Origin of the sequence: Roseovarius sp. W115, assembly GCF_032842945.2 — a bacterium.
Taxonomy (GTDB): domain Bacteria; phylum Pseudomonadota; class Alphaproteobacteria; order Rhodobacterales; family Rhodobacteraceae; genus Roseovarius; species Roseovarius rhodophyticola.
This window is the reverse complement of the sequence record NZ_CP146606.1, coordinates 2,855,797-2,878,736: the sequence shown is the minus strand read 5'-3', so window position 1 is coordinate 2,878,736 and position 22,940 is coordinate 2,855,797. Positions and strand designations below refer to the sequence as shown.

27 protein-coding genes are annotated in these 22,940 nt (G+C 57.2%); 12 read left to right on the top strand and 15 right to left on the bottom strand.

The genetic code is table 11. From position 1 onward, the window contains the following. Positions 1 to 15: 15 nt before the first annotated feature. Complete coding sequence (locus tag RZS32_RS14625; protein ID WP_317057699.1) at positions 16 to 846, top strand: cysteine hydrolase; 831 nt, start codon at positions 16 to 18, stop codon at positions 844 to 846. 45 nt (positions 847 to 891) lie between these two features. Here the strand turns inward: RZS32_RS14625 and RZS32_RS14620 are convergent, their stop codons facing one another. The 11 genes from RZS32_RS14620 to RZS32_RS14570 form a co-directional block, all read right to left on the bottom strand. After that, the gene (locus tag RZS32_RS14620) at positions 892 to 1,095 is read right to left on the bottom strand and encodes a Trm112 family protein (protein ID WP_317057698.1); all 204 of its coding nucleotides are present in this window, start codon (positions 1,093 to 1,095) and stop codon (positions 892 to 894) included. Further along, positions 1,092 to 1,736, bottom strand: coding sequence for an LON peptidase substrate-binding domain-containing protein (locus RZS32_RS14615; RefSeq protein ID WP_317057697.1), 645 nt, complete (start codon positions 1,734 to 1,736; stop codon positions 1,092 to 1,094). Before RZS32_RS14615 ends, RZS32_RS14620 begins: the two co-directional genes overlap by 4 nt. Positions 1,737 to 1,762: 26 nt before the next feature. Then, positions 1,763 to 2,674, bottom strand: a complete 912-nt coding sequence (locus tag RZS32_RS14610) for a tetratricopeptide repeat protein (protein ID WP_317057696.1) — start codon at positions 2,672 to 2,674, stop codon at positions 1,763 to 1,765. 244 nt (positions 2,675 to 2,918) lie between these two features. Beyond that, positions 2,919 to 3,890 (bottom strand): hypothetical protein, encoded by a 972-nt coding sequence (locus RZS32_RS14605; RefSeq protein ID WP_317057695.1) that lies wholly within the window; start codon positions 3,888 to 3,890, stop codon positions 2,919 to 2,921. Positions 3,891 to 4,163: 273 nt separating this feature from the next. Further along, on the bottom strand, positions 4,164 to 4,454 hold the full coding sequence (locus tag RZS32_RS14600; RefSeq protein WP_317057694.1) for a hypothetical protein: 291 nt from the start codon (positions 4,452 to 4,454) through the stop codon (positions 4,164 to 4,166). Beyond that, a complete protein-coding gene (locus RZS32_RS14595; protein WP_339106692.1) occupies positions 4,444 to 5,511 on the bottom strand; it encodes a hypothetical protein in 1,068 nt (355 codons plus the stop codon). The genes RZS32_RS14600 and RZS32_RS14595 overlap by 11 nt, the downstream gene beginning before the upstream one ends. A gap of 1 nt (position 5,512) precedes the next feature. Continuing rightward, positions 5,513 to 5,920 carry a hypothetical protein gene (locus tag RZS32_RS14590; protein WP_339106691.1) on the bottom strand — a complete coding sequence of 136 codons (408 nt, stop codon included), beginning with the start codon at positions 5,918 to 5,920 and terminating at the stop codon, positions 5,513 to 5,515. Beyond that, positions 5,917 to 7,404, bottom strand: a complete 1,488-nt coding sequence (locus RZS32_RS14585) for an FAD-binding oxidoreductase (protein WP_317057692.1) — start codon at positions 7,402 to 7,404, stop codon at positions 5,917 to 5,919. Before RZS32_RS14585 ends, RZS32_RS14590 begins: the two co-directional genes overlap by 4 nt. 161 nt (positions 7,405 to 7,565) lie before the next feature. After that, positions 7,566 to 8,354: an exodeoxyribonuclease III gene (locus tag RZS32_RS14580; protein ID WP_317057691.1), complete on the bottom strand. Its 789-nt coding sequence runs from the start codon at positions 8,352 to 8,354 to the stop codon at positions 7,566 to 7,568. An 18-nt stretch (positions 8,355 to 8,372) separates the two neighbouring features. Beyond that, positions 8,373 to 9,353, bottom strand: a complete 981-nt coding sequence (locus RZS32_RS14575; protein WP_317057690.1) for an alpha/beta fold hydrolase — start codon at positions 9,351 to 9,353, stop codon at positions 8,373 to 8,375. A 195-nt stretch (positions 9,354 to 9,548) separates the two neighbouring features. Beyond that, positions 9,549 to 10,235 carry a response regulator transcription factor gene (locus RZS32_RS14570; protein WP_317057689.1) on the bottom strand — a complete coding sequence of 229 codons (687 nt, stop codon included), beginning with the start codon at positions 10,233 to 10,235 and terminating at the stop codon, positions 9,549 to 9,551. Between the two features lie 189 nt (positions 10,236 to 10,424). Between RZS32_RS14570 and ribA the strand changes: the two genes are divergently transcribed. Both ribA and RZS32_RS14560 read left to right on the top strand, forming a co-directional pair. Beyond that, complete coding sequence (ribA, locus tag RZS32_RS14565; protein WP_317057919.1) at positions 10,425 to 11,486, top strand: GTP cyclohydrolase II; 1,062 nt, start codon at positions 10,425 to 10,427, stop codon at positions 11,484 to 11,486. A 404-nt stretch (positions 11,487 to 11,890) separates the two neighbouring features. Beyond that, positions 11,891 to 12,727 (top strand): Hint domain-containing protein, encoded by an 837-nt coding sequence (locus tag RZS32_RS14560; protein ID WP_339106690.1) that lies wholly within the window; start codon positions 11,891 to 11,893, stop codon positions 12,725 to 12,727. Positions 12,728 to 12,781: 54 nt separating this feature from the next. On the opposite strand, the gene RZS32_RS14555 is transcribed toward RZS32_RS14560, so the two are convergent. From RZS32_RS14555 to RZS32_RS14545, 3 genes are all read right to left on the bottom strand, one after another. After that, positions 12,782 to 14,140, bottom strand: a complete 1,359-nt coding sequence (locus RZS32_RS14555; protein WP_339106689.1) for a DUF3179 domain-containing protein — start codon at positions 14,138 to 14,140, stop codon at positions 12,782 to 12,784. A 192-nt stretch (positions 14,141 to 14,332) separates the two neighbouring features. Then, positions 14,333 to 14,569, bottom strand: coding sequence for a DUF2842 domain-containing protein (locus RZS32_RS14550; RefSeq protein ID WP_317057686.1), 237 nt, complete (start codon positions 14,567 to 14,569; stop codon positions 14,333 to 14,335). A 9-nt stretch (positions 14,570 to 14,578) separates the two neighbouring features. Then, the gene (locus RZS32_RS14545; protein ID WP_317057918.1) at positions 14,579 to 15,874 is read right to left on the bottom strand and encodes an adenylosuccinate synthase; all 1,296 of its coding nucleotides are present in this window, start codon (positions 15,872 to 15,874) and stop codon (positions 14,579 to 14,581) included. Between the two features lie 151 nt (positions 15,875 to 16,025). On the opposite strand from RZS32_RS14545, the gene RZS32_RS14540 reads away from it, so the two are divergent. The 5 genes from RZS32_RS14540 (at position 16,026) to RZS32_RS14520 (ending at position 20,024) form a co-directional block, all read left to right on the top strand. Then, positions 16,026 to 16,424 carry a DUF6524 family protein gene (locus tag RZS32_RS14540; protein ID WP_317057685.1) on the top strand — a complete coding sequence of 133 codons (399 nt, stop codon included), beginning with the start codon at positions 16,026 to 16,028 and terminating at the stop codon, positions 16,422 to 16,424. A 102-nt stretch (positions 16,425 to 16,526) separates the two neighbouring features. Then, positions 16,527 to 16,886 (top strand): hypothetical protein, encoded by a 360-nt coding sequence (locus RZS32_RS14535; protein WP_317057684.1) that lies wholly within the window; start codon positions 16,527 to 16,529, stop codon positions 16,884 to 16,886. Positions 16,887 to 16,909: 23 nt separating this feature from the next. Next, entirely contained in the window at positions 16,910 to 17,578 is a 669-nt protein-coding gene (locus tag RZS32_RS14530) for a hypothetical protein (protein ID WP_317057683.1), read from the top strand. A gap of 226 nt (positions 17,579 to 17,804) precedes the next feature. Further along, a complete protein-coding gene (gene secG, locus RZS32_RS14525; protein WP_317057682.1) occupies positions 17,805 to 18,173 on the top strand; it encodes a preprotein translocase subunit SecG in 369 nt (122 codons plus the stop codon). Positions 18,174 to 18,380: 207 nt separating this feature from the next. Then, positions 18,381 to 20,024 (top strand): CTP synthase, encoded by a 1,644-nt coding sequence (locus RZS32_RS14520; protein WP_317057681.1) that lies wholly within the window; start codon positions 18,381 to 18,383, stop codon positions 20,022 to 20,024. A gap of 6 nt (positions 20,025 to 20,030) precedes the next feature. On the opposite strand, the gene RZS32_RS14515 is transcribed toward RZS32_RS14520, so the two are convergent. Further along, complete coding sequence (locus tag RZS32_RS14515) at positions 20,031 to 20,678, bottom strand: hypothetical protein (protein WP_317057680.1); 648 nt, start codon at positions 20,676 to 20,678, stop codon at positions 20,031 to 20,033. Between the two features lie 166 nt (positions 20,679 to 20,844). On the opposite strand from RZS32_RS14515, the gene RZS32_RS14510 reads away from it, so the two are divergent. Genes RZS32_RS14510 through RZS32_RS14495 form a run of 4 tightly spaced genes read left to right on the top strand, consistent with a single transcriptional unit; the run spans position 20,845 to position 22,842 of the window. Continuing rightward, on the top strand, positions 20,845 to 21,138 hold the full coding sequence (locus RZS32_RS14510) for a DUF1330 domain-containing protein (RefSeq protein WP_317057679.1): 294 nt from the start codon (positions 20,845 to 20,847) through the stop codon (positions 21,136 to 21,138). A gap of 6 nt (positions 21,139 to 21,144) precedes the next feature. Beyond that, the gene (locus RZS32_RS14505) at positions 21,145 to 21,603 is read left to right on the top strand and encodes a TerB family tellurite resistance protein (RefSeq protein ID WP_317057678.1); all 459 of its coding nucleotides are present in this window, start codon (positions 21,145 to 21,147) and stop codon (positions 21,601 to 21,603) included. Positions 21,604 to 21,654: 51 nt separating this feature from the next. Then, entirely contained in the window at positions 21,655 to 22,095 is a 441-nt protein-coding gene (locus tag RZS32_RS14500; RefSeq protein WP_317057677.1) for a TerB family tellurite resistance protein, read from the top strand. 6 nt (positions 22,096 to 22,101) lie between these two features. After that, positions 22,102 to 22,842 (top strand): phosphate/phosphite/phosphonate ABC transporter substrate-binding protein, encoded by a 741-nt coding sequence (locus RZS32_RS14495; protein ID WP_317057676.1) that lies wholly within the window; start codon positions 22,102 to 22,104, stop codon positions 22,840 to 22,842. Positions 22,843 to 22,940: the final 98 nt, after the last annotated feature.

Sequence of the window (22,940 nt, the reverse complement as noted above, 5' to 3'; positions counted from 1 at the left end):
CCAAGGAGGACTCCCATGTGCAATGGACATGATCATGATCACAAAGATGACCGCCCGCATATCTCGCGTCGCGCGGCAATAACCGGAGCCGCTGCGGTTGGTGCGGCGGCCGCCACAACCGTCGCATCATCCGCGGCGGCACAGGAAAACCCATATGCGGATCCGGCCGAACCTGCTCTGCCCCCATCGAATATGAAACTTGATCTGAGCCGTGCCGCTCTTGTCGTGACCGATCCCCAGATAGACTTTTTGCACCCCGATGGCGTGACCTGGGGTGTGATTGGAGCCAGCGTTGAAGAGCACAACACCGTTGAGAACATCGAGACTCTCTTCAAGGCCGCCAAGGGCGCCGATCTGACCGTCGCGGTGTCACCGCACTACTATTACCCGACCGACAAAGGCTGGCGCTTCGAAGGTGCGCTTGAAAAGCTGATGCACAAAATCGGCATGTTCGACCGCACTGGGCCGACCAACCTGGATGGCTTCGAAGGCTCAGGTGCCGATTTCATGCCCCAGTACAAACCCTATATCGAGGACGGCAAAACCATCGTCACCTCACCACACAAGGTCTATGGCAACGATACTAATGATCTGAGCCTGCAACTGCGCAAGAACGGCGTGGATCAGGTCATTCTTGCGGGTATGTCGGCCAACCTGTGCACCGAAAGTCACATGCGAGAGCTTTTGGAAGATGGTTTTGAAGTTGCTGTGGTGCGCGATGCAACGGCTGCTGCCATGCTGCCCGAAGGCGATGGCTACCTCGCGGCCCTGATCAATTTCCGCTACATGGCCAACGCAGTTTGGAGCACGGAAGAAACCGTCGCGAACATCAAAGCTGCCGGATAAGTGTCTGCCTAATGGAGAAAATTGCGTCGCTTACGAGCGGCGCAATTACTCAATTCGCCTGGCCTGATCGATCAGCATAATCGGGATACCCGAACGGATTGGGAAAGCCAGCCCCGCTGACTCACTGATCAGTTCCTCGCTCTCGGCGCTGTACTTCAGCGAGGCATGTGTCTGCGGACAGATCAAGGCTTCAAGCATCCGGCGGTCAAATTCTGAGACCTCTGTCACGCTCGTTTCAGCATCGCTCATTGCATGACTTCCCGCTCGTCCCCGCTACGCAGGGCAAACTCGATCAATGTCACCAATGTCTCGCGCCGCGTGGACAGGCAAGGAGCTTCTAAAAGCGCCTGCTTGTCTTCTGGATCAAACCCCAGAAGCATCGACAAAGAATTGATCAGCAACTCATCATCCGCATCCTGAAGCGACTCCCAATCCGTGCGCAACTCGCGCGCCTCAAAGTATCGTGCCAGGAGGTTCATGAACCCGTCGCGATCAAAGGCCCTGTCGCGGTCACCCGGTCCCAGATCCCGTTCAAACCCGTCCCAGGACACCTCTGCCCGTCGGTAGGGTGTGAACCCGTCAACCTCTTGCTGAATGCGAAATCGTGACATGCCGCAAAGCGTGATCATATAGCGGCCATCATCTGTCTCGGAAAACTGCGTCACACGTCCAGCGCATCCAATTCGATGAAGGCCGGCACCATTTTCCCCTTTGAGCGGGTTGGGTTGGATCATGCCAATCAGCCGGTGCGGCGTTTTCAAAGTATCCTCGAGCATCGCCAGGTAGCGCGGCTCGAACAAATGTAGTGGCAACCGCGAACGCGGCAGCAAGAGCGCGCCGGGCAGCGGAAACAGCGAAATCGTGTCTGGAAGATCACCCTGATGCTTCATGGTGGTGATGTAGGGCGTTCCCTGCGTCAGGCAAATATCATTGAACTCAATTTTCGGCGTCCATTGAGGACGATGGGATCATTGGGTTTTAGCGCTTCAAAAATGGTAAAGAGCTGCGTTTTCGCGGCCGCGTCATTCCACTCGCGGTCCCGACGGAAGAGCTCCAGAAGCTCATTGACCGCCTCTTCGCTCTGACCCGCGGCTTGCAACGCCTGCGCAAGGTCAAAACGCGCCTGATGATCATCGGCATTGGCCTCAACAGCGGCTCGCAACTCGGCCACAGGACCAGCATCCGCCGCCTGTCGCGCCAATGCAAGCTGCGCATGGGCGGCCTCAAGCTCAGGGCTTTCTGCGATTGAGGCAGGCGCGCCGTTCAGGATGGCCTCTGCCTGATCAGGATCATCCAGCGCCAGATAGCTGGCCACCAACCCAGCATAAGCCGCAGCATTCTCACCGTCTTCCTGCAAGATGGCCGCGAAAGTCTGAGCCGCATCCGATGCTGCCCCTTGATCGAGCATCTCTTGCGCTGCTGCCACGGCCTCATCCAGACCGCCGCTGGCATCGCCACCAGCGGCCTCAACGGTGCGCGCCACAAACGCGTCAATCTCAGACGGCGGAACGGCGCCCTGAAACCCGTCAATCGGCTGGCCCTTGTAAAAGGCATAGACCGTCGGGATCGATTGCACCTGAAGCTGGCCCGCGATCATCTGGTTTTCGTCCACATTGACCTTGGCCATCCTGACCGCACCCTTGGCCTTGGCCACCGCGGCCTCAAGCGCCGGACCCAGTGTTTTGCAAGGCCCGCACCAGGGTGCCCAGAAGTCCACGATCACCGGAACAGTCTGGGACATCTCGACCACTTCGGTCATGAAGTCCGCCTCTGAGACGTCCTTGATCAGATCATCTGCAGCTGGGGTTTGACCACCGAGTTCAAGCATAACAGCCTCCGGGTTCATCATTTGGATCAGTTGGCCGTTACATGGCGTAGCCCGCCGCGTTCTGCAAGAGGCAGTGTTTAAGGGTGAATGAGTTTAACCTTTGGCTTCAGTACGACCCGACGCTTAAAGTGAGGTTTGTGTGCTATGGCGGCTTGTAGCCCCTAGCGACAGATGCCGCGCGGTGTCCGAATGTCTGCTCCGCGCGGTTGCCTTGAATAATCGGCAAAGCTCGGGGGCGTTTCTCCTACTCGTAGTCTAATGACCCTAAATCATAGACTATCCAGTTTTTGTCAGTGAATACGTGTAGTTTGTTGCCCCGCGCCCTCATCTTGATCTCATCCGCATTGATACCTGCAGGCAGGCTAAGTGAAAGCTTGCGCCTATGAACCAGCTTCCCCTTGTACAGATTTGTTGCATGGAAAGTGGTGTCAGGTTCGCGATACTGGCTTGAAAACACAAACCTATGGCCATCTGTGACGAAGCTGTGTGAGCCACCTATTGGGGTTTCAATGTATTCAACTGAAAAGTCATCAGTGACCCTTGCGACCTTAAAGGCGGTATAGAAGTAAAACCAAACCCCGAGCGGACTCACGTTCATCGCATAGCAATCATCTATATGCTCGCTGGCTTCTTCTCGATTGTGTTGCCAGAGCAGCTCCCCTGTACGGTCGAAGCAATTGACCCCACCCGCGCCCAGCCCAGTTGGCCCCGGGTGCGACCAGCCAAAATTGCCGAACACCCCTTCATCGAAATAGGAAATCCAAATTCGGTCAGTACAATCTATGCCGACATCTTCAATACCGTCTCCAAAGCAAACGCGTTTTGCAGTCTTGGCTCCCCGTTCGATCAGTGCGCCATTCAAGTCAAAGTCTTCTTTGGAACGCCAAGAGCTTCTTGCGCCAACCAATAGGGACCCCCCATCAGAGAACTGATCAACGTACGGGAACGTAATGTTCATTGCCGGAAGTTTAATCGTTTCCGCTCCTGCGCCGCTCTGAACGACAAGCGAAAAATCCAAGTCAGACGCAGAACGCGACTTGGGAAAAATGCCAATTCCTCGGGTCTCTTTTGCAGATGCGTTGGCTTGGTCGTCCCTATTGGCGGTCAATAACAACGCGTTTCCTTTGGCATCGACCGAAGTCGCAACTATCGATGCCTTAGAATCTGGCAGCGCCAGCGTTTCTACCGATATGGGTTCCCATGTTGGGTTTCTCATTGAAATTTACCAATGCTTTTAGCTAGCTCTAGCCCAAGATCAAAAATTGGCCAACCTAGGCCGATTTTTCGTAGTCGGACACTTGCCCTATGGTTGCGAACGGCAGCAAAGTCCACACTACCGCCTTTCAAAACAGTCTCTTTTCTAACCAAACTCATTGGATCTTGAGTTGGAGCTCTTGGCGGACCTTCGTTCGTTTCAACACACATGACATCACGTGCCGCAGGCCTGTTGTGCCGGCGGCGGTCTATAATCAGATGTGCTCCGGGCGTGTTAGACCTTCGGCAACGGCAGACATCCCGGCAATCCTGCCGGAAGCACCACCCGCCCCCCTGCCCGGTAAAGCGCCAGGCCCAGACCCTCGGTGTCGCCGCGCACGGCGACCCAAAGCCCACCACCGCCGACCACCGCAGCGCCTTCGGGCAAGTTGGCCACAAAGTCGTCACTCGGCAAAAGAACAATCGCGCCGGGGGCCGCGTCGCTGGCCACCATCACAGTCAAAACTGTGGCCAACCACCCTCCTGCCACACAGATCAGCGCAATCACCCACGTCCTAATAGTCATGGATATGTTCCAGCCTGAGCCGGTCCGGACCACTGGCCACCTGCATCTGCCGCAGACGCTCGGCCAGATCACTGACCTTCAAAAGCACCAGATGACGGGTGTCGCCATAGCCCTGCCGCGCAAAGCTGTGCAGCGCGCCATCGGTGGTCTCGGCCTGAGACAGGGCGGTGAACATGATATCGTCATTGCCCGCAATCTCGACAAACTCCGCACCCTGCCCGGCCATCTGGACAAGCAGCTCTGTCAATTCGCGGTAGCGCGGCGTCTCGATCTCGATGCCTTCGGCGCGAGTGTCAATGAACGTGACACCGTCCAGCGCCTCGATCTGCTCACGCTCTAGCCCACTTACGATCATCCGCAGGCTCAGCTCATCCGGCCCCACCTGCTCAACCGCGTTGCCAATGACCCGCGCGTAAGCGGCCTTGATCTTGTATTCCGTGCCCAGCGCCGCTGCGCGTTCCACATCGCGGAACTGATCCGTGGCATTGGTCAAAAGGTCTTCGCGGTCGCTGTCGAAATCCCATTTGAACCACGGCACCTGCTGCAAAAACGCCGCATAGGCCCGCGCCTGATCGGCAGAGAGCTCATCAAGCGGCGCGCGCGCCTCGCCCCGCTGCCAGGCCGCCGCCCGGCCCAGCGTTTCCTCATAAGCCGCCTTGGCCAAAAGCTCTGCTGTGAAGCTGACGCCAATCACATAGACCATGCGCTTGGTGTCCCAATCCATCCCGCCGTGATCGGCCGAGGCAAAACTCAGCTCGCAAAGCGAGGACCAAAAGCCGCCAATGGCCTGCAGATAGCCAAAATCATGCGGATCGCCCGTGCTGATCACCTGCGCATAGTCGTCATAGGCGTGCACGATATGCCATTCGGGGTAAGTCATCAGCGTGCGCGCCTCAGAGCGGTGATGCTCAGGCGGCAGGATGGCGGTGTATGTGGCATCCTTGGTTTTTGGAATGCAGGCCAGCTCATTATAGCCCGCAGGCAAGAGCAGGCCGATCACCAATACGACCAGCAACAGGACCAGCCGCACGGCCCATTTGAACAAACGCCGGATCACGTCACGCCCCCCGGTCGAGCTTTAGCCCGGCAAAGAGCGCAAAGCCCCCCAGCCCGATATGCGGCAGGTTGGCCAGGATACGCGGCACCGAAAGCGAGAAGCCTTCAGAGGGGTTGGAGAAGATCGCCAGATCGAGAAAGCCGTATGCCGTGAATATCCCAAAGATCCCGTCGGCCAGATACAGCGCGCCAAAGATGACCAGAAAAATCTTCGCTGCACGATGGCTAATCAGGGCCGCCGATAGCGCCCAGAGGGCTGAGACCACATGCAACGCATCGTCAAACGGATCGAGCGCGAAGATACCAAAGGCCAGCCCATTTTCATCGGTCAGTCCAGGAATATAATTCAGCGACGCCGCCACAAGCAGCGCCACAGTGTAGAACAAACAAATTTTACGCAATAAAGTCATAGCTGGCTCAAATACTGGTCCCAAAGGTTGTTACGAAAAACGAGGCTTGGATCAAGCGCCCGTTTGGCCTCTGCAAATTCCTGTGTACGCGGGTATCCGCGCCGCATCTGGGTGACCGTGGCATGCGGGCGATACGGCAAGTAATAAGTCCCGCCAATGGCAATCACCCCGTCAATCAACTCCCGCGTCATGCGCGCCATGTCGGCCTCACCGCGCCGTGTCATTTCCTGACTGAACGACATCACCGCCGCAATCCGTGGCACCGGCGCATAAGCGAGCCAGCTATCGGGATCGGTGTCGATATAGCGCAAGGTCACGTTCAGGAACTCTTGGAAGGATCCGGGGATCACGCGCTGGCACAATTCGACAAACTCGGCAAATCGCTCCGGGCTGACGAAATACTCATGCAGGATATCCGTGCGATCCGGATTACGATCATCGAGCGTGAGAACCGGTTCATTCATCAGCGAATTGCGTGTGGCCACACCGTCCCCAATGGACGGGCCAAGATCGGTTTCAAACCACCAGCGCAGGGATTTTGCAGGCTCATTGCCCAGCTGCCAGCGGTAGACCCGGCTGGCGATATGCGCCATTGCGCCAGAGCCTGACGCAGCAGGCAGACCGGATTGATCTTCGGTGGCGCGATATGTGATCATCAGCGCCTTTTCGAAAAAGCTCTCACGCTCCACATTGAGCCGCCCATAGGCCATCGTGACCGCCGGGTCCGAGAGGGCTTCGACGAACCGCTTGCCATAGTCTTTGGAAGGGAGTTCCTCGAATGTCGGGACAAGCCGCGCGTTGCGTTCCATCTCGACCACCATCTCGGTGATCGCGCCGGTCAACCCGTAGCCCCCCATCGTCTGACCAAAGAGATCGGCGTTCTGCGTGCGCGAACACGTCACCAATTCCCCATCTGCCAGCACCATGTCAAAGCTTTGAACAGTCGCCCCCATCGGCCCCATCTTCACCGGCCAACCATGGGCGTTGACACAAAACGTCGCCGCAACGCCAAAATCGTGGTTTGATTGCATCACCTTGGGACCAAAGCCGATAGGGTCGAGTGCCGAGATCACCTCGGCCCAAGTCGTACCCGCCTGCACCCGGCAGGTGCCGGCGTCAGTGTCAGGCTCCACAAAACCGCCCTGATAGGTGATTGCGTGCCCATCGCGCGGAATAGCTTGCGCGCCCATGGAATGACGCGCGGCACTGACATTCACCGCCCGGCCCGAGGTGCGCGCAATCCGGATTTCATCGCGCAGCGCCTCCACCAACGCGTCGCCACGGCTGTTTTCGAGGATCAGGTGCTTGCGAATGGGTGTCTCAGACAAACCACTGGCATCATTGAGCATGCCCTCTGCCCCGCTCGGCTTGATCCAGGTAACACCGTCATAGCTTGGCAAATCTACACCCAGCCGGTGCGTCGCCAACCCGCCGATCAGGGCTCCGCCGCCCAGTAAAAGCGCACGTCTCGAAAGCTTGCGCATCGCATCCCTCTCTCACGCCCCATAATGCCATCTTTGCAGCAAAGGCGCCAAATGCCAGGTCCGGAAACCCTGACTTTTTCAATCAACACATTGGGTTTGCAACAGAAAATGCGCATTTTCTGGGCCATTTTCTGTATAGAAAAAGGTCTCTTTGAGGGCAGTCAGAGGTCAAATGTCGCAAAAACCGGCGCGTGGTCCGAGGGTTTCGCCCATCCGCGCGCGTCACGCAGGATACGGCTGGAATGTGCTGCTGCGGTGATATCAGCACTGGCCCAGATATGATCCAGCCTGCGCCCTTTATCGGCCGCATCCCAGTCGCGGGCGCGGTAGGACCACCAGCTGTAAAGCTGACCTTCAGGGATATCGGCGCGGGTGACATCTGACCAGCCGCCTGCGTCCATGACATCACCGAAATGCTCCACCTCAATCGGTGTGTGACTCACAACTTTCAAAAGCTGCTTGTGGCTCCAGACGTCATCCTCACGTGGCGCAATATTGAGGTCGCCCACCAGAATGGCTTTCTCAGGCCGCTCGGCCCTGAACCAGTCGCGCATATCGGTCAGATAATCGAGCTTCTGACCAAACTTTTCATTCACTTCACGGTCCGGCACATCACCTCCCGCAGGGACGTAGAAATTGTGAATGACCGTCCCATTCTCCAGCCGTCCCGCCACGTGACGCGCATGGCCCAGCCCGGCAAAATCCTTGTCACCCAAATCTTCAATCGGCAGCTTCGACAGGATCGCAACACCGTTGTAGCCCTTCTGCCCGCGCGCAATCATGTGGGTGTAGCCCAAGGCGGCAAACCCTTCGGTCGGGATTTTCTCAACTGGAGATTTGCATTCCTGCAAGCAAAGGACATCCGGCCCCTCTTCGCTCAACAGCTTCGCGACAATCGGCTCGCGCAAGCGCACGGAGTTGATGTTCCAGGTGGCAAGGGTAAAGGGCATGGCAGCGTCCTGACTGGATTACTGAGCGGGGTGATCGGCAATAAGCCCCAGCGCCATCTCAAGTGCAAGCAAGAAGGCGTCTTGATCCTCGATCTGCGGGATATGGCCCAGCTCGGGCAGCACAATGAGCTCTGATCCAGGGGTGATCTCCTTGAGCGCATAGCCCTGATCCACTGGCGTGACAGTGTCTTCCTCGCCCCAGATATAGACCACCGGAAGCGTCAGCGCCGCATAGCTTTCGGGCCGTGTGCTCCGCGCGTCTTGGGGCGGCACCAGGAGCGAAGGCAGCCAATCTGAGTACGCACTTGTGGTGCCCGCACGAACCAGAGGCTGCGTCAGCACGGCCACCACCTCATCACTCGCGGCCTCTTTGACATGGATAAGCCCCTTGAGCAGCGTCCGGGTCAGCATCGGGTTCGTCATAGTCAGAGCCGTCGCGGCATCGCGCGCCACTTTGACACCTAGCGGAAAGGGCAAGGTCTTGCCGCTGTCGTGACTGCCCAATCCCAGCGCGCCATCCACGACAATGAGCGCCGTGAATGCCGACAGATCTTGCATGACCGCCTCGACGCCCGGCGCAGCCCCGACCGAATGCGCCACCAGGATAGGCTTGGTGCCAAGAGCTGTGACCAGGGCACGCAGACGCTCGGCCTGCCGCGTCCGGGTGTAGTTGCCATCATCGGCATGGTCAGAAAACCCAAAGGGCGGCATGTCAAAGGCGACTGCGCGCCATCCCTCGGCGCCCATCTGTTTTAAAGTTGGCGCCCATAGGCCCGACCACGCGGCCGTACCATGCGCAAAGAGCAGCATCGGCGCATCTTCCGGCCCTTCTTCCCAGACAAAAATCGACCCTTCGGAGGTCTCGACCAGCCGTCCTTCAGAAGGAAGTATTTCAGTGCGCTCTTCGCTTTCCCTCAGAAAAGCCGCGCCCCGCCCCACGAACAACACCGCCAGCGCAGCCACGCCAAGCCAGAACAAGGATCTGGTAATCCACCGCATCAGCTACCCTTTTTGCGCTCGAGCATAACAACCGCCCGCCTGACCGCAATCACAGACCCCCACTGGGCAAAAAAAGACCCCGGGCAAAGTCGGGGTCAGTCCAACAGGGAGGTGCATATATTAGCCGCCATATGCTGCGGTGTAAGTCAGAGATAGCAGGTCGGCGACTCGCTCTCTTTGACTTGAGTCAAGTTTTCACGCCAAAAGCCGGTAGCCTCCGGATTCGGTCACCAAGAGCCGCGCGTTTGAGGGATCAGGCTCAATTTTCTGACGCAGACGATAGATATGTGTCTCAAGCGTATGCGTGGTCACACCGGCGTTGTAGCCCCAGACTTCGTGCAAAAGCACATCGCGCGCCACCACACCATCGGGTGAGCGATAGAGGAACTTCAGGATGTTGGTTTCTTTCTCGGTCAGGCGAATTTTGCGGTCATCTTCGGTGATCAGCATCTTCATCGCAGGCTTGAAGGTATACGGCCCAAGCTGGAAAATCGCATCTTCGGATTGCTCATGCTGACGCAGCTGCGCGCGGATGCGGGCCAGAAGCACCGGAAACTTAAAAGGTTTGGTAATGTAGTCGTTGGCTCCGGCATCGAGACCCAGGATCGTGTCGGCATCGCCATCATGGCCTGTCAGCATCATGATCGGCGCTTTCACACCCTGTTTGCGCATCAACCGGCACAGCTCACGCCCGTCGGTGTCGGGAAGACCCACATCCAGAATCACCAGATCGTAGATGCCATCCTTGGCCCGCGCCATGGCGTCGGTTCCGTTGGCCGCCTCGAAGACATCAAAGTCTTCTGTCATCACCAACTGTTCACTAAGCGCCTCGCGCAAATCCTCATCATCATCGACAAGCAGAATTTTCTTAAGCTGAGCCATACCAATTTTCCTCTTTGCTTGGCCAACTACTTGTGACACGCCCGGCTTGCAGGCAAGGTCTGTGACAGAGCAATCACGCCCAAGTGTAACTGAGGGGCAAAATGTTTCATTTGGTTTCAAAACCCTGTAGGCGGTTCGGTGAACCCAGATGATGATAGAGGACATAGTGTGACCGGTCTTGGCCCTGATATGACAGACCTCATTGCCCGCGCGCGGGCTGACCTGCGCATGGGCGTGCCTGTTGTTCTGGAAGCAACCGATCAGTCGGCGCTTGTCCTTGCAGCAGAGACACTGAGCGCCGCGCGCCTGAAAGCGTTGCAGGAGCGGAGCGGCATGCCCGTTCTGGTCATTTCCGCTCGGCGTGCAGAAACGCTTAAGGCAAGACCCTATGATGGCGACGTCGCGCGCATTGTTCTGCCCCAGGAGGCCTCTTTGGACTGGGTTCAGGGTGTTGCTGATCCGGCGGATGATCTCAATACACCGATGAAAGGCCCTCTTTTGTCAGAGCGCAGCGGATCAGCAGATTTGCATCGCACAGCGATTACTCTTGTCAAATCCGCACGGCTTTTGCCCGCCGCAGTGATGCTGGTCAGCGATGAGAGCGTTGATGCTTCGCTCACGCGTCTGAATGCGGCAAGCCTCTCTCAAACGTTGCAAGATCAAAGCCCGATGCACCGCGTCGTCAGTGCGCGCCTACCGCTGTCCGTTTCTGAGGCGGGGCGTCTGCATATCTGGCGCCCGGAAGATGGCGCAGAAGAACACTATGCCGTGGAAATCGGCGCACCGGATCGCGACGCACCGGTTCTGGCGCGGTTGCATTCAGCGTGTTTTACCGGTGACTTGATGGGATCTCTCAAATGCGATTGCGGCCCGCAACTTCGCGGAGCTTTGGGCCAGATGGGTGCAGAAGGCGCAGGTGTGTTGCTCTATCTCAACCAGGAAGGCCGCGGCATCGGCCTTGCCAACAAGATGCGCGCCTATGCCCTACAGGACCAGGGGTTCGACACGGTCGAGGCCAATCATCGTTTGGGCTTTGAAGATGATGAACGCGATTTCCGCATTGGTGCCGCGATCCTGCGGGACATGGGGTTTTCGTCAGTTCGCCTTTTGACCAACAATCCCGCCAAAATTGAAATGATGCAGGCCCACGGCATCGACGTCACCGAACGCGTGCCGCTCAAAGTCGGTGAAGGCGAACACAACCGTGCTTATCTGGCCACCAAAGCCAAGAAGTCGGGACATTTGTTGTAGGTGTGAGAACCGCGCTTCGGCAAAGATGGTTTGTTCTGGCCATGCCCAGTGTCAGACCGAAGCCTGAAGCATAAATTGAATTTTCAGAAAAAGCCGCGCGTTCCGCTGCATCCGAATTAACGTCATCAACACCTGAACCTGAATATGTCTTCGGACCTATATTCGGGAGAGAGCCGGTGGCAAGCTACAGTATCACAGGGATTTATCTGGGAAACTTTGCGGATATCGACCCGTCAGAAACCAATGCTGCCAGCGAAAACGCAGCGGATCTGCTGGGAACGCATACAGGCTACAGTCTGGTAAACATCACCGAGATAGATGGCGACGACAACGGTGGGATTATCGATAATGAATTCGCGTCCAGTGTGAATGACGTCGTTCAATATGACGCTGGACATGGCACTGTGTCCGTTCATCAGGACTCCGCGAACCTCTTTGAGGCGAAAATCACGCTCGTCGGCGGCGGCGCGATAACCTTGAACGTCAATATCCGGCAGATGGAAAACGGCGACGTTTTCATGACGTCAGGAACAGGGCTCGACAATCTTGACATAGCCGGGATTGAACTGCTGTCGGTGGTCGAAACCAATTTTTCCGGTACCGGCATTGGTCAATCGGTCGATAACACGACTGTTTGCTTCGCAAAGGGCACGCTGATCGCAACACCATCGGGCGCGAAAAGAGTCGAAGCGCTCCGGGAAGGTGACCTCGTGAAAACTGCGAAGGGTAGTCAATCAAAAATCCTCTGGGTCGGTCATTCGGTCCTCCTGAGACCAGGAGAACGACAGGCCCCAATCTGTATCGAGCCGGATGCCCTTGGACCTGGCCTTCCGAAAAACCATCTCCTCGTATCGCCGCAACACCGTATCGTGGCATCGTCGCGCATTGTCCAACTCATGTTTGATTGTGATCAGGTTTTGGTGGCAGCGCGCCATCTCCTTGCACTGCCGGGCGTCACCAGGCAGACCGGTATAGATGCAGTGCACTATGTGCATGTGTTATGCGCAAGGCATGAAATCATCTTGGCCGAAGGTGTGCCGACGGAGACGCTCTTTCTTGGTCCGATGGCAAAGCGCATGCTGACCAAAGAGCAGTTTGAACACGTTTGCCAGTTCGCCATAGAACCGATGGCCCCGGCACGTCCTTTTGCCGATGGTAAACGGGCCAAGAAACTGATTGATCGCCACAGGAAAAACCGCAAATGGCTTCAATCCGAGCTCTGTGGCGCCGCGACGGCCTGAACATGGCAAGCTTCAGGTAACAGGCGCCAAGATCGTACACTCAGATACACGGCATCACTCAACCACACCGTATAGAGCGCTTTCCGCCCCCAGATACCCATCCCAGGCGAACCAGTATGACACGTGGCCCGGCATACGCGGCAAGCGCTCGCCTTTGGGTCCTAAAATCGCCTCTTCAGTCAGGCTCCACGCCCCTCCGGGTCCCACGAGATTTATGGCGTCACCGGAAAACACCTGACCGTCCCGTGCATAGGCACGGACGGTCCGCGTTTGCGCGTCACCAATCAGAACGACTTCAGACAGCCCGACATGATCATTGATCACCGGCTCAGCCTCAAATGCCGTCAGAGGCCAGGCTTTGGCCCCACCTGCAACTCTTATCCCGTAGACATAGTCTTTCTGGCGCAGGCGGGTTTCATCCGTGAGCGCCGGAAACATCAAGTCTGGAGAAGCAAAATACTCTGCATAAACAACCCCGGAATCGTAGTTGCGAATATGCCCTGTATCGAGGGACAAGACCTTTGTATGCGGATGCGCTGCGCGCCAATCTGCCCATGTTGTGATCGTCGTCGGCCTGATCTTCAGCCGAATACCCGACTGCGCCAGAGGTCCCGAAACAGGCTCTCCCGTGAACTGATTCCACAGACTTTTTGTCTGACGGTCAAACATCAGCTTGTTGGACCGATAAAGCAGCCCAGACGAGCCGAACACGAAAGGGGCCTCGTACCCTTCAACGTCAGTTTCAAAAAGGATACCCGCTCCACAAAGCGTGCAATAGGCCAAGGCAACCGGCACGCCACCGATAACCTCGTTGAACATTTCATGCCATCCCATGATGCGCAGAGGATAGGCGCGCACGTCTCCGTTAATCTCGACCCCAAAGACCAGGTCACTATCCAGCATGTAATCCGCCACATCGGCAGGTATCATTTTGGGAGTATCCAATGGTGGAATGTCGTCAAAAAGCGCGCCGCCCCACGTAATCTCTTCGAACCGAATGCGCATCGAGGCACGATCTATTGGCGTCTCAAAGAGCGCATGGAAATCGCGATCTATCCCGCCCCAGTACCACAGCTTGAGGTCATAATAGCTCGGATGCGGCTCGATCTGCGGGTTGGCTTCCTGATAGCGCATCGCCGCCCGCCAGTCGGGCAGGTCCTGCCCGGTCAACGCCTTGAGCGCGCGTTGCGTGACCACATGCGATCCGCCAATGCGCATCAAAAGCACCAAAGACGGGATCATGTCCGGATTGTCGCGTGCGACGATCACCTCTGCCGCTGCCGACCGTACGGCATCCGTTCCGATCAGCATATCCTTGCTGAGCGCCAAAAAGTCGGTTTCTGCAAATGCGGGCCTCAGAAATAGCCCCACCGCAAGTGCAGCACCCAACAGATGTGTGAGAAATCGCGGCAAAGAAATCCCCTTCAATCAGGACCAAAACTGTACGTGAGTTTGAAGCGGCTGCCAGCCCGGTTTCACCTCAATGTGCATGACTGTGAGGTGGTAAAAGCTCTGAACTTTGAGGGACAGGTCCCGGCCATCGGGACGGAGGCTTACGAACGTTTGAAGTTTTAGGTCCAATGTCTTTTCAAGACATCTCGCCCTCTAATGGTCGTCCTGAGCATCCGGGTCCGCCTGTCCCACGCCAAGGAACACGGACTTCAACGGCACAATCCAGATGATACCCAGCACCACAAACACCGCCAGTTCCGTCAAAAACCCGACCTCGAACTGCGCGCGCAACCAATCCGTCAGGTTCACCGCCACCACGATGTAAAGCGGCAGCGCGATGAGCAGGATCAGCAGCGACAGCTTGCGGCGGGTTTTGTAAGGCAGTGCCATGACGGCTCCTCAATCGGCGAAGGGATCGGTCACGAGGATCGTGTCATCCCGTTCCGGTGAGGTAGACAGTAGCGCCACCGGGCATTGGATCAACTCTTCGACCCGGCGCACGTATTTGATCGCATTGGCCGGAAGGTCGGCCCAGCTGCGCGCGCCCTCAGTCGTCTCCGACCAGCCGGGCATCTCTTCATAGATAGGCCGACAGCGCCATTGCTGATCTGTGGCCGTTGGCAGGTAATCCAGCTTTTGGCCATCAAGCTCATAGCCCACACAAATCTTCAGCGTCTCGAACCCGTCAAGCACATCGAGCTTGGTCAGCGAAATACCTGTCACCCCCGAAGTCGCACAGGTCTGGCGGACCAAAGCGGCATCAAACCACCCGCAGCGCCGTTTGCGGCCTGTGACGGTGCCAAATTCATGCCCGCGCGTGCCAAGCCGGTTGCCGTCTTCATCTTCCAGCTCGGACGGAAACGGCCCCTCGCCCACCCGCGTGGTATAGGCTTTTACGATGCCCAACACATAGTCGATAGAGCCTGGGCCAATACCGACACCCGTGGCCGCTTGTCCCGCAATCACGTTGGACGAGGTCACAAAGGGATAGGTGCCAAAATCAATATCCAGAAGCGCGCCTTGCGCCCCTTCAAAGAGGATGCGTTTGCCCGCCTTGCGTTTCTCATTGAGCACCTTCCAGACCGGTGCCGCATATTGCAAAATCTGCGGCGCAATCTCGCGCAGCTGTGCCAGAAGCGCGTCGCGATCAATGGGCTCAATCCCCAACCCCTTGCGCAGCGGATCATGATGCTGCAACGCCCGGTCCACCCGCGCCTCAAGCGTGGCGTCATCCGCCAGATCCGCCACCCGCACCGAGCGCCGCCCGACCTTGTCCTCATAGGCCGGACCAATGCCGCGCCCTGTGGTGCCGATCTTGGTGCCTTTGCTGGCCGCCTCTTCGCGCGCGCGGTCCAACTCACCATGGATGGGCAGGATGAGCGGCGTGTTCTCCGCAATCATCAGCGTCTCTGGGTTGATCTCGACCCCCTGCTCGCGAATGGTGGCGATTTCATTCACCAAATGCCAGGGATCCAGCACCACACCATTGCCAATCACCGACAACTTGCCGCCCCGCACCACACCCGAAGGCAGCGCGTTGAGCTTGTAGACCTTGCCATCAATGACCAGCGTGTGCCCGGCGTTATGCCCGCCCTGAAACCGCGCGATCACATCGGCACGCTCCGAAAGCCAATCGACAATCTTGCCTTTTCCTTCGTCGCCCCACTGAGCGCCGACAACCACAACATTCGCCATGAAGACCCCTCTGGTTTCGGTGAACCCCGCGCCGGTATAGCGAGAGGCCAAGGCGGGGGAAACCGGAATTTCAGGCGCATGGCGCGGCACAATGGCTGGACAGAGGCCATGCCCCTTGGCACTCTGCGCGCAAAACGCAAAAGGAGCAGACATGGCAGGGTTCTTGGCAAGATGGGGGGTGGCGTTTGTTTTATTGGCAGCCACCTTCAACCCGACAGAGTGGAATTACGTCCGTTGGGTTCGGGCAAACTGGGGCGACCAGATGCCTGTCGCGGTGCTTCTGGGCCTGATCCTTCTGGTGGGCTACATCATCTATCTACGCGCCACTTTGCGCTCTATCGGGGGGTTCGGCATGGGATTGGTGCTGGCCATTGCCGCGGCCCTCATCTGGGTGCTGGTCGATTTCGGCTGGATCAACCTCGACAACCCTACAGCCAACTTGTGGCTTGGTCTCATTGCGCTCTCCCTGGTGCTGGGCATCGGGCTAAGCTGGAGCCACGTCCGCCGTCGTCTGAGCGGTCAGGCGGATATGGATGACGTGGATGAATAAGGAGACGGCGGTTGCCGTCGCCGTTTTTACATCCCTAGAATGGTCTGGCGTCAGGCAGTGTTTCGGCTAAACGGCGTGTTGATTTAACGAACCGGTCATACTGTGAACAGAAGAAAACGCAACATCGCCATCGTTACTGCCGTGATCCTCGCCATTCCCACGGTCAATTTCATCAGCGCGCTGGTTGTGTTCCCGATTGCAATCTACGCCCTCTTCGCGATTGTCGCCAATTTCGCACCTTTGGTCTTCGTGCCTCTGGCCGCTGCTGGTCGATTGGAGGCCAGCACACTTGGCGGCAAGCTTATGGAAAAATGGCAGTATTTTAGCATCATGTGGCTGGGCTGCTCCTTTGGCATATCGCGTTGGGGCGATGCCGCCGCCAGCATGGGCGGACAGAACACGGACTATCTGAAAGTGCTTTTCGCGCCATGGTTCTATCTTTTCGGCGTTCCGGTTTTTTGACTTAATCTGTTAAAGGTCAGGGCATGACGATGACCACGCTTTTCATGATGACTGCCTCTACGCTTGTCGTTGCGTTCTTCTTTTGGAAGTCGGGGCGGTTGAAAAACGCCAAACAGTTTGTTGCAACAGTGCTTGTCGTTCTGGTGGCAGCCATGGCCTTTGTCTTTTTCGAGGCCAAGGCAGAACGCGAGGCTCGGGTCTTGCTGCTTTCGGTCTTTCCGGTTGCGTCCGACAGTCAGGAAGTTCTTTTCTATCGAAAAGCCACCAAAGGTACGCGCGTCCAGGAAATCGAAGCGGTCTACACGGTCACGGCATCCGATCCGTTGCCTGTTTCGCTTGAGGGTGCGGCCTTTCGGTACAGGCTCGATTCACTGGCAACGGATCTTGGTGTCTGGACAATTGACCAGTTCGAAATTGCCGACGGCGCTCTGGACTGGAAACCGCTGCCACGGCGGGCTGCGTCAAGCGGGTATCTGCCTGCGCGCGGACATTATTCAAGCCGCAATTGGCCGGATGAAAAGGGGATGTCGGGGTCATATCTCTGTGCCCTTGTGCACCTTGATCCAAACCAGACTGACACACCGCAAAAGGTCCTATCCTGTAACTCTGTCGGTCAAAAGCCCGCTGAAAGCATACTGCTTCTGGCTATTCTCGACACAAGCGCGCGCAGACTGCATTTGCTGGTACAGTGATGGGACCATCGGGGGCGTATGGACACGACTTGTGATCGCAGTTCCTGACATATCTTCAACCACGCTTCGCCCCGTTACCAAGACGGCTTTATTCTTGGGTTCAATCGGCTCACTGTAGAAAAACTCCACGCCTCAAACACACCTCCCTCAATCCGCCAAACACCGGGTTGCAGGACGTGCACTTATTGCTTAGATACCGCTCATCCGAGACCCAAAGGGCCGATCCATGGAAAATGTCATTCTGCTTATCCACCTTCTGCTGGCGCTTGCGCTGATTGCGGTTGTGCTTTTGCAACGCTCCGAAGGCGGCGGTCTGGGCATGGGCGGCGGGGGCGGCAACGTCTCCACGGGCCGTGCTGCGGCCACGGCCATGGGCAAGCTGACCTGGGTCCTGGGCATCTCGATTTTCTGCACCACGCTGGTTCTGACCGTGATCGCAGCGCAGAATTCCGGCGGCAGTTCGGTGCTTGACCGGATCACAGATGCGCCCGCCAGCGACGCCGGGTCCTCGGTGCCGGGTCTGCCGACGACAGGCGAAGGTCTCTTGCCGCCTTCACTGGATGATGACGCACCTCTGGTGCCGTTGGCTGAATAGGCAAAACACCACAATCGGTAGACAGGTCCAAAAAGACCGCAACATCATGTTGCGGTTTGCTTGCGCATATCAAACGAATCCTTTATGGGTTTAGTCCCGTGGGTTTGCGGTCTTTCCAGGACATTTCGAGCCTCAAAAACAGCCCTGAAAACGGGCGTTCATCAGGCGCTGTCAGCCAAAATACACGGGGGGTAGAGACGCCAGACCATGGCTCGTTACGTTTTCATTACAGGTGGTGTTGTCTCCTCACTGGGCAAAGGGTTGGCCTCGGCGGCTCTGGGTGCCTTACTACAGGCCCGAGGCTTTTCCGTACGGCTGCGCAAACTTGACCCTTACCTCAACGTCGATCCCGGCACGATGTCGCCCTTTGAGCATGGAGAGGTATTCGTCACCGACGACGGGGCCGAAACAGACCTCGATCTGGGCCATTACGAGCGTTTCACCGGTGTGCCCGCGCGGATGACGGATTCGGTCAGTTCGGGGCGTATCTACTCCAACGTGCTCGAACGTGAGCGGCGCGGCGATTACCTTGGTAAAACCATTCAGGTCGTCCCCCACGTCACCAATGAGATCAAGAAATTCATCGAGATCGGCGATGATGAGGTCGATTTCATGCTCTGCGAAATCGGTGGCACCGTTGGCGATATCGAGGGTCTGCCCTTCTTTGAGGCCATCCGCCAATTCAGCCATGACCGCCCCCGCGGCGAATGCATTTTCATGCATCTCACACTTCTGCCCTATCTGGCAGCCTCGGGTGAGTTGAAAACCAAGCCGACACAGCACTCGGTCAAGGAATTGCAATCCATCGGCATCGCGCCCGATATTCTGGTCTGCCGCTCGGAACAACCGATCCCCGACAAAGAACGCGAGAAAATCGCGCTTTTCTGTAACGTGCGCAAAGAATCTGTCGTCGCGGCCTATGACCTCACCTCGATCTACGAGGCACCGCTGGCCTACCATCGCGAAGGTCTGGATCAGGCCGTGCTGGATGCGTTCAACATTTCCCCTGCCCCGCGTCCCGACCTCAGCACCTGGCAGGATGTGGTGGACCGCATCCACAACACCGATGGCGCGGTCAATGTGGCCATCGTTGGCAAATACACGCAGCTTGAGGATGCCTATAAGTCGATCAAAGAGGCGCTCACCCATGGCGGCATGGCCAACCGCGTGAAGGTCAACGTTGAATGGGTCGATGCCGAAATCTTCGATACCGAAGACCCTGCCCCGCATCTCGAAGGCTTCCACGCAATCCTTGTGCCCGGCGGCTTTGGTGAGCGCGGCACCGAGGGCAAGATCAAGGCCGCGCAATTCGCGCGCGAACGCAAAATTCCCTATCTGGGCATTTGTCTGGGGATGCAAATGGCCGTGATCGAGGCCGCGCGCAACTTGGCGGGTCTCAAAGACGCCGGGTCCGAAGAGTTTGACCACGAGGCCGGCAAGAAACGCTTTACGCCAGTGGTCTATCACCTCAAGGAATGGGTGCAGGGCAACGAAAAGGTCAAACGCAATGTGACCGACGACAAAGGCGGCACCATGCGGCTTGGGGCCTATGACGCGGTGCTGAAGGAAGGATCAAAGGTGGCACAGGTCTACGACAGCCTGGCCATCGATGAACGCCATCGTCACCGCTACGAGGTCGATACCAAGTACCGCGAAAAGCTGGAGAAATGCGGCCTGACCTTTTCCGGCATGTCACCCGACGGTCGCCTGCCGGAAATCGTGGAATGGGAGGACCACCCCTGGTTCATCGGCGTGCAATTCCACCCCGAGCTGAAATCGAAACCCTTCGCCCCGCATCCGCTCTTTGCTGACTTCGTGCGCGCGGCGTTGGAGACTTCTCGGCTGGTCTAAGATCGTCTACCGCCCCTTGGACAGCCGCTTGCGCGGCACCGGTTTGCGCAAGTCGCGCTCTTCGGTTTCTTCTTCGGGCAAATACCGCAGCATGCGACGCGACACGCCCAGTTCCATCACCGGGCTGAGAAGGTCGCGCAACAGACTTTGGCTTTCGGCATAGACAGCCGTCTCATGTTCGCGATCCAGGCGCAGCTCGTTTTTTGTTAGCGAGGCGATAATCGCCTCATCCAGAACAAACCGCCCCTGACGGTTGTCTTCGCGGTCCTTGGCTTGTGCAATCAGCCAGCGGTCCAAACGACGGCGGTCCAGCACATCGCGGTCCGGCCAGGCAAGGTAGAAACCAGAGTTCACTCGCAGACAAATGTTGTCCAGAAGCCGCGCTGTGGATTTCCAACGGTCCGGAACATCACGTTTTGGCATATAGTTGAACCGCTCTGGTTCGCCATTGAGAAACGCGGTGATGGCTGAGCCAAGATCAATGCATTTCTGCGCCATGATCCAGCTTAAAACAACCTCGGGATGCGCCCGCCAATCATAGGCCATGGCCAACGCACGCAGCTCATCATCTGTCCCTGTCTGGGCCAGTTCAAGTTGCTCATCCTGTGTGCCTATGGACCAGTTAAAGTCCTTGAAAGTTGCCTCTGCTGGCATCTTGCCTCACATCTACAAAAGTCACGCGTCCTGAGCCCAATTTATCGGCTTGGAAAGCGCTCTTTCTGCGGTGCAAATGTGACGCGATTGAGACATTCGCAACGATGTTTGCAATGCTGTGTTTCCTAAAGCAGAATTGCGCAAAACCACGCACTGGGAGGACAGTATGGCAAAGGGATATTGGGTCGCGCATGTGGATGTGGACGACCCACAAGGATATGAGGCCTACAAAGCCGCAAATGCTGCGGCTTTTACAGAGTTTGAGGGGCGCTTTTTGGTGCGTGGCGGCGCGCGCGAGCTGCGCGAAGGTGACGCGCGGGCGCGCACGGTTGTCATCGAGTTTCCTACCTACAAGGCGGCTCTGGCATGCTATAACTCTAAAATCTATCAGGACGCCAAGGCTTTGCGCGATCCGGTCTCGACCGGTGATCTCGTCATTGTCAAAGGGTATAGCGGATAAACAAATATGGACCCGAAATCGTTTCTGCACCGTCTTTTACACGCCTTCGACGCGCCCGAACCTGCACCGCTCCCGGAACCAGATGAAAAACTGGCTCTCGGTACGCTACTGGTGCGCGTGGCCAAGTCTGACCTGGAATACGCCTTTGCGGAGATCAGCCAGATCGACAAACTCCTGACGCGGCTTTTTGGCCTGGGCCCGATTGAAGCCGCCAAGATGCGCGCCACCTGCGAACGTCTCGACAAGGAGGCGCCTGACACTGAAAAGTTTGCCCAGATCATCCGGCAAATGGTGAGCTTTGATGCCCGCCTTGATGCTCTGGAAGCGCTGTGGGAAGTGGTTTTGGTGGATGGTGCTATTCAGTCTCAGGAAATCGATGTGATCTCACAGGTGCAAACCGTCCTGGGACTGAGTGAGGAAGACAGCATCGAGGCCAAAGCGAAAGCGATGCAACAAATGGGATGAACCACACGTCGCCCATTGGCGCACGCTCACCATTCGCCTATATCACCTTGTATGTTTGCTGATTTTCTCAAGAATCTGGTGGCACCAGAGCCAGAGCCGTTGACCGATAGCGACGCACGCTTGGCGCTTTCGGCCTTACTCGTAAGACTTGCACGCACGGACGGCGAATACTCCGCCGCCGAGGCGGCACGTATCGAAAGCATCATTTCCACCCGTTACGCGCTCAGCGCGACCGACACACGGACCTTGCGCAGTGAAGCTGAAACGCTGGAATCCGAAGCCCCCGACACGGTGCGCTTCACCCGCGCGATCAAGGATGCGGTGGCTTATGACGACCGTATCGGCGTGGTCGAAGCCCTGTGGAAAGTTGCCCTTGCCGACGGCGCCCGCGATGCCGAAGAAGATGCGCTCATTCGTCTGGCTGCAAGCCTTTTGGGCGTGAATGACGTTGACAGCGCCAAGGCGCGGCAACGCGTTGCTAACACTGGATAAACCCGCATGATCGCCAGCCTGCCGATGTATGACCGCCCTGAATTGCAGGCGGCCAATGATCGGCTGTGGGCCTCGATACGTGACAGACTGAGGATCGGGCCGGCAACTGTGACACGTAATGGTGACATCTGGGATCACTGGGTCTCATCGGATCTGGTTCTATCGCAAACCTGTGGCTTTCCTTACCGGGCTCGACTGCATGGAAAGGTTCAGCTTGTAGGGACACCAGACAACCGTTTGGAAGGCTGCGCGCCCGGGGAGTATTGCTCTGTTTTCGTCGCACGCGCTGATGACCCCAGACAGGATATCGGGGCATTCTCCACAGCGCGCTTTGCCTTCAATGAACCATTGTCGCAAAGCGGCTGGGCCGCTGCTGCAAATTATGCGTTTGATCGTGGGTTTTCTTTCTCCAACCCCCTGAAGACCGGCGGACATCTCAACTCGGCAAAGGCCGTGGCCGACGGTCGTGCCGATCTTGCGGCGATAGATGCACTGACATGGCGGCACATCCAACGCTATGATGCGTTTGCAGCGCATTTGCGCGTTGTTGCGCGGACAGATCCGACACCAACCCTGCCTTTCATCACCTCCCTAACTCAGGATGCGGCCCCAATCCGTGCAGCCCTGTCCAAAGCCATCGACAATTTGAGCGAAACAGATCGCGACGCCCTTTCGCTCTATGGTCTCGTAGACATCCCCGCAGCGCGTTATTTGAGCGTGCGAACTCCGGCGCCACCAAACACATGACGTTGCGGAAAGAAGCCTGAAAACTCCGCTTTGGTGGCAAAAACACCAATCAAATGGTGTTTTTCGGCGATTTGAAAGTTGCATTGTGCATTTTTTTG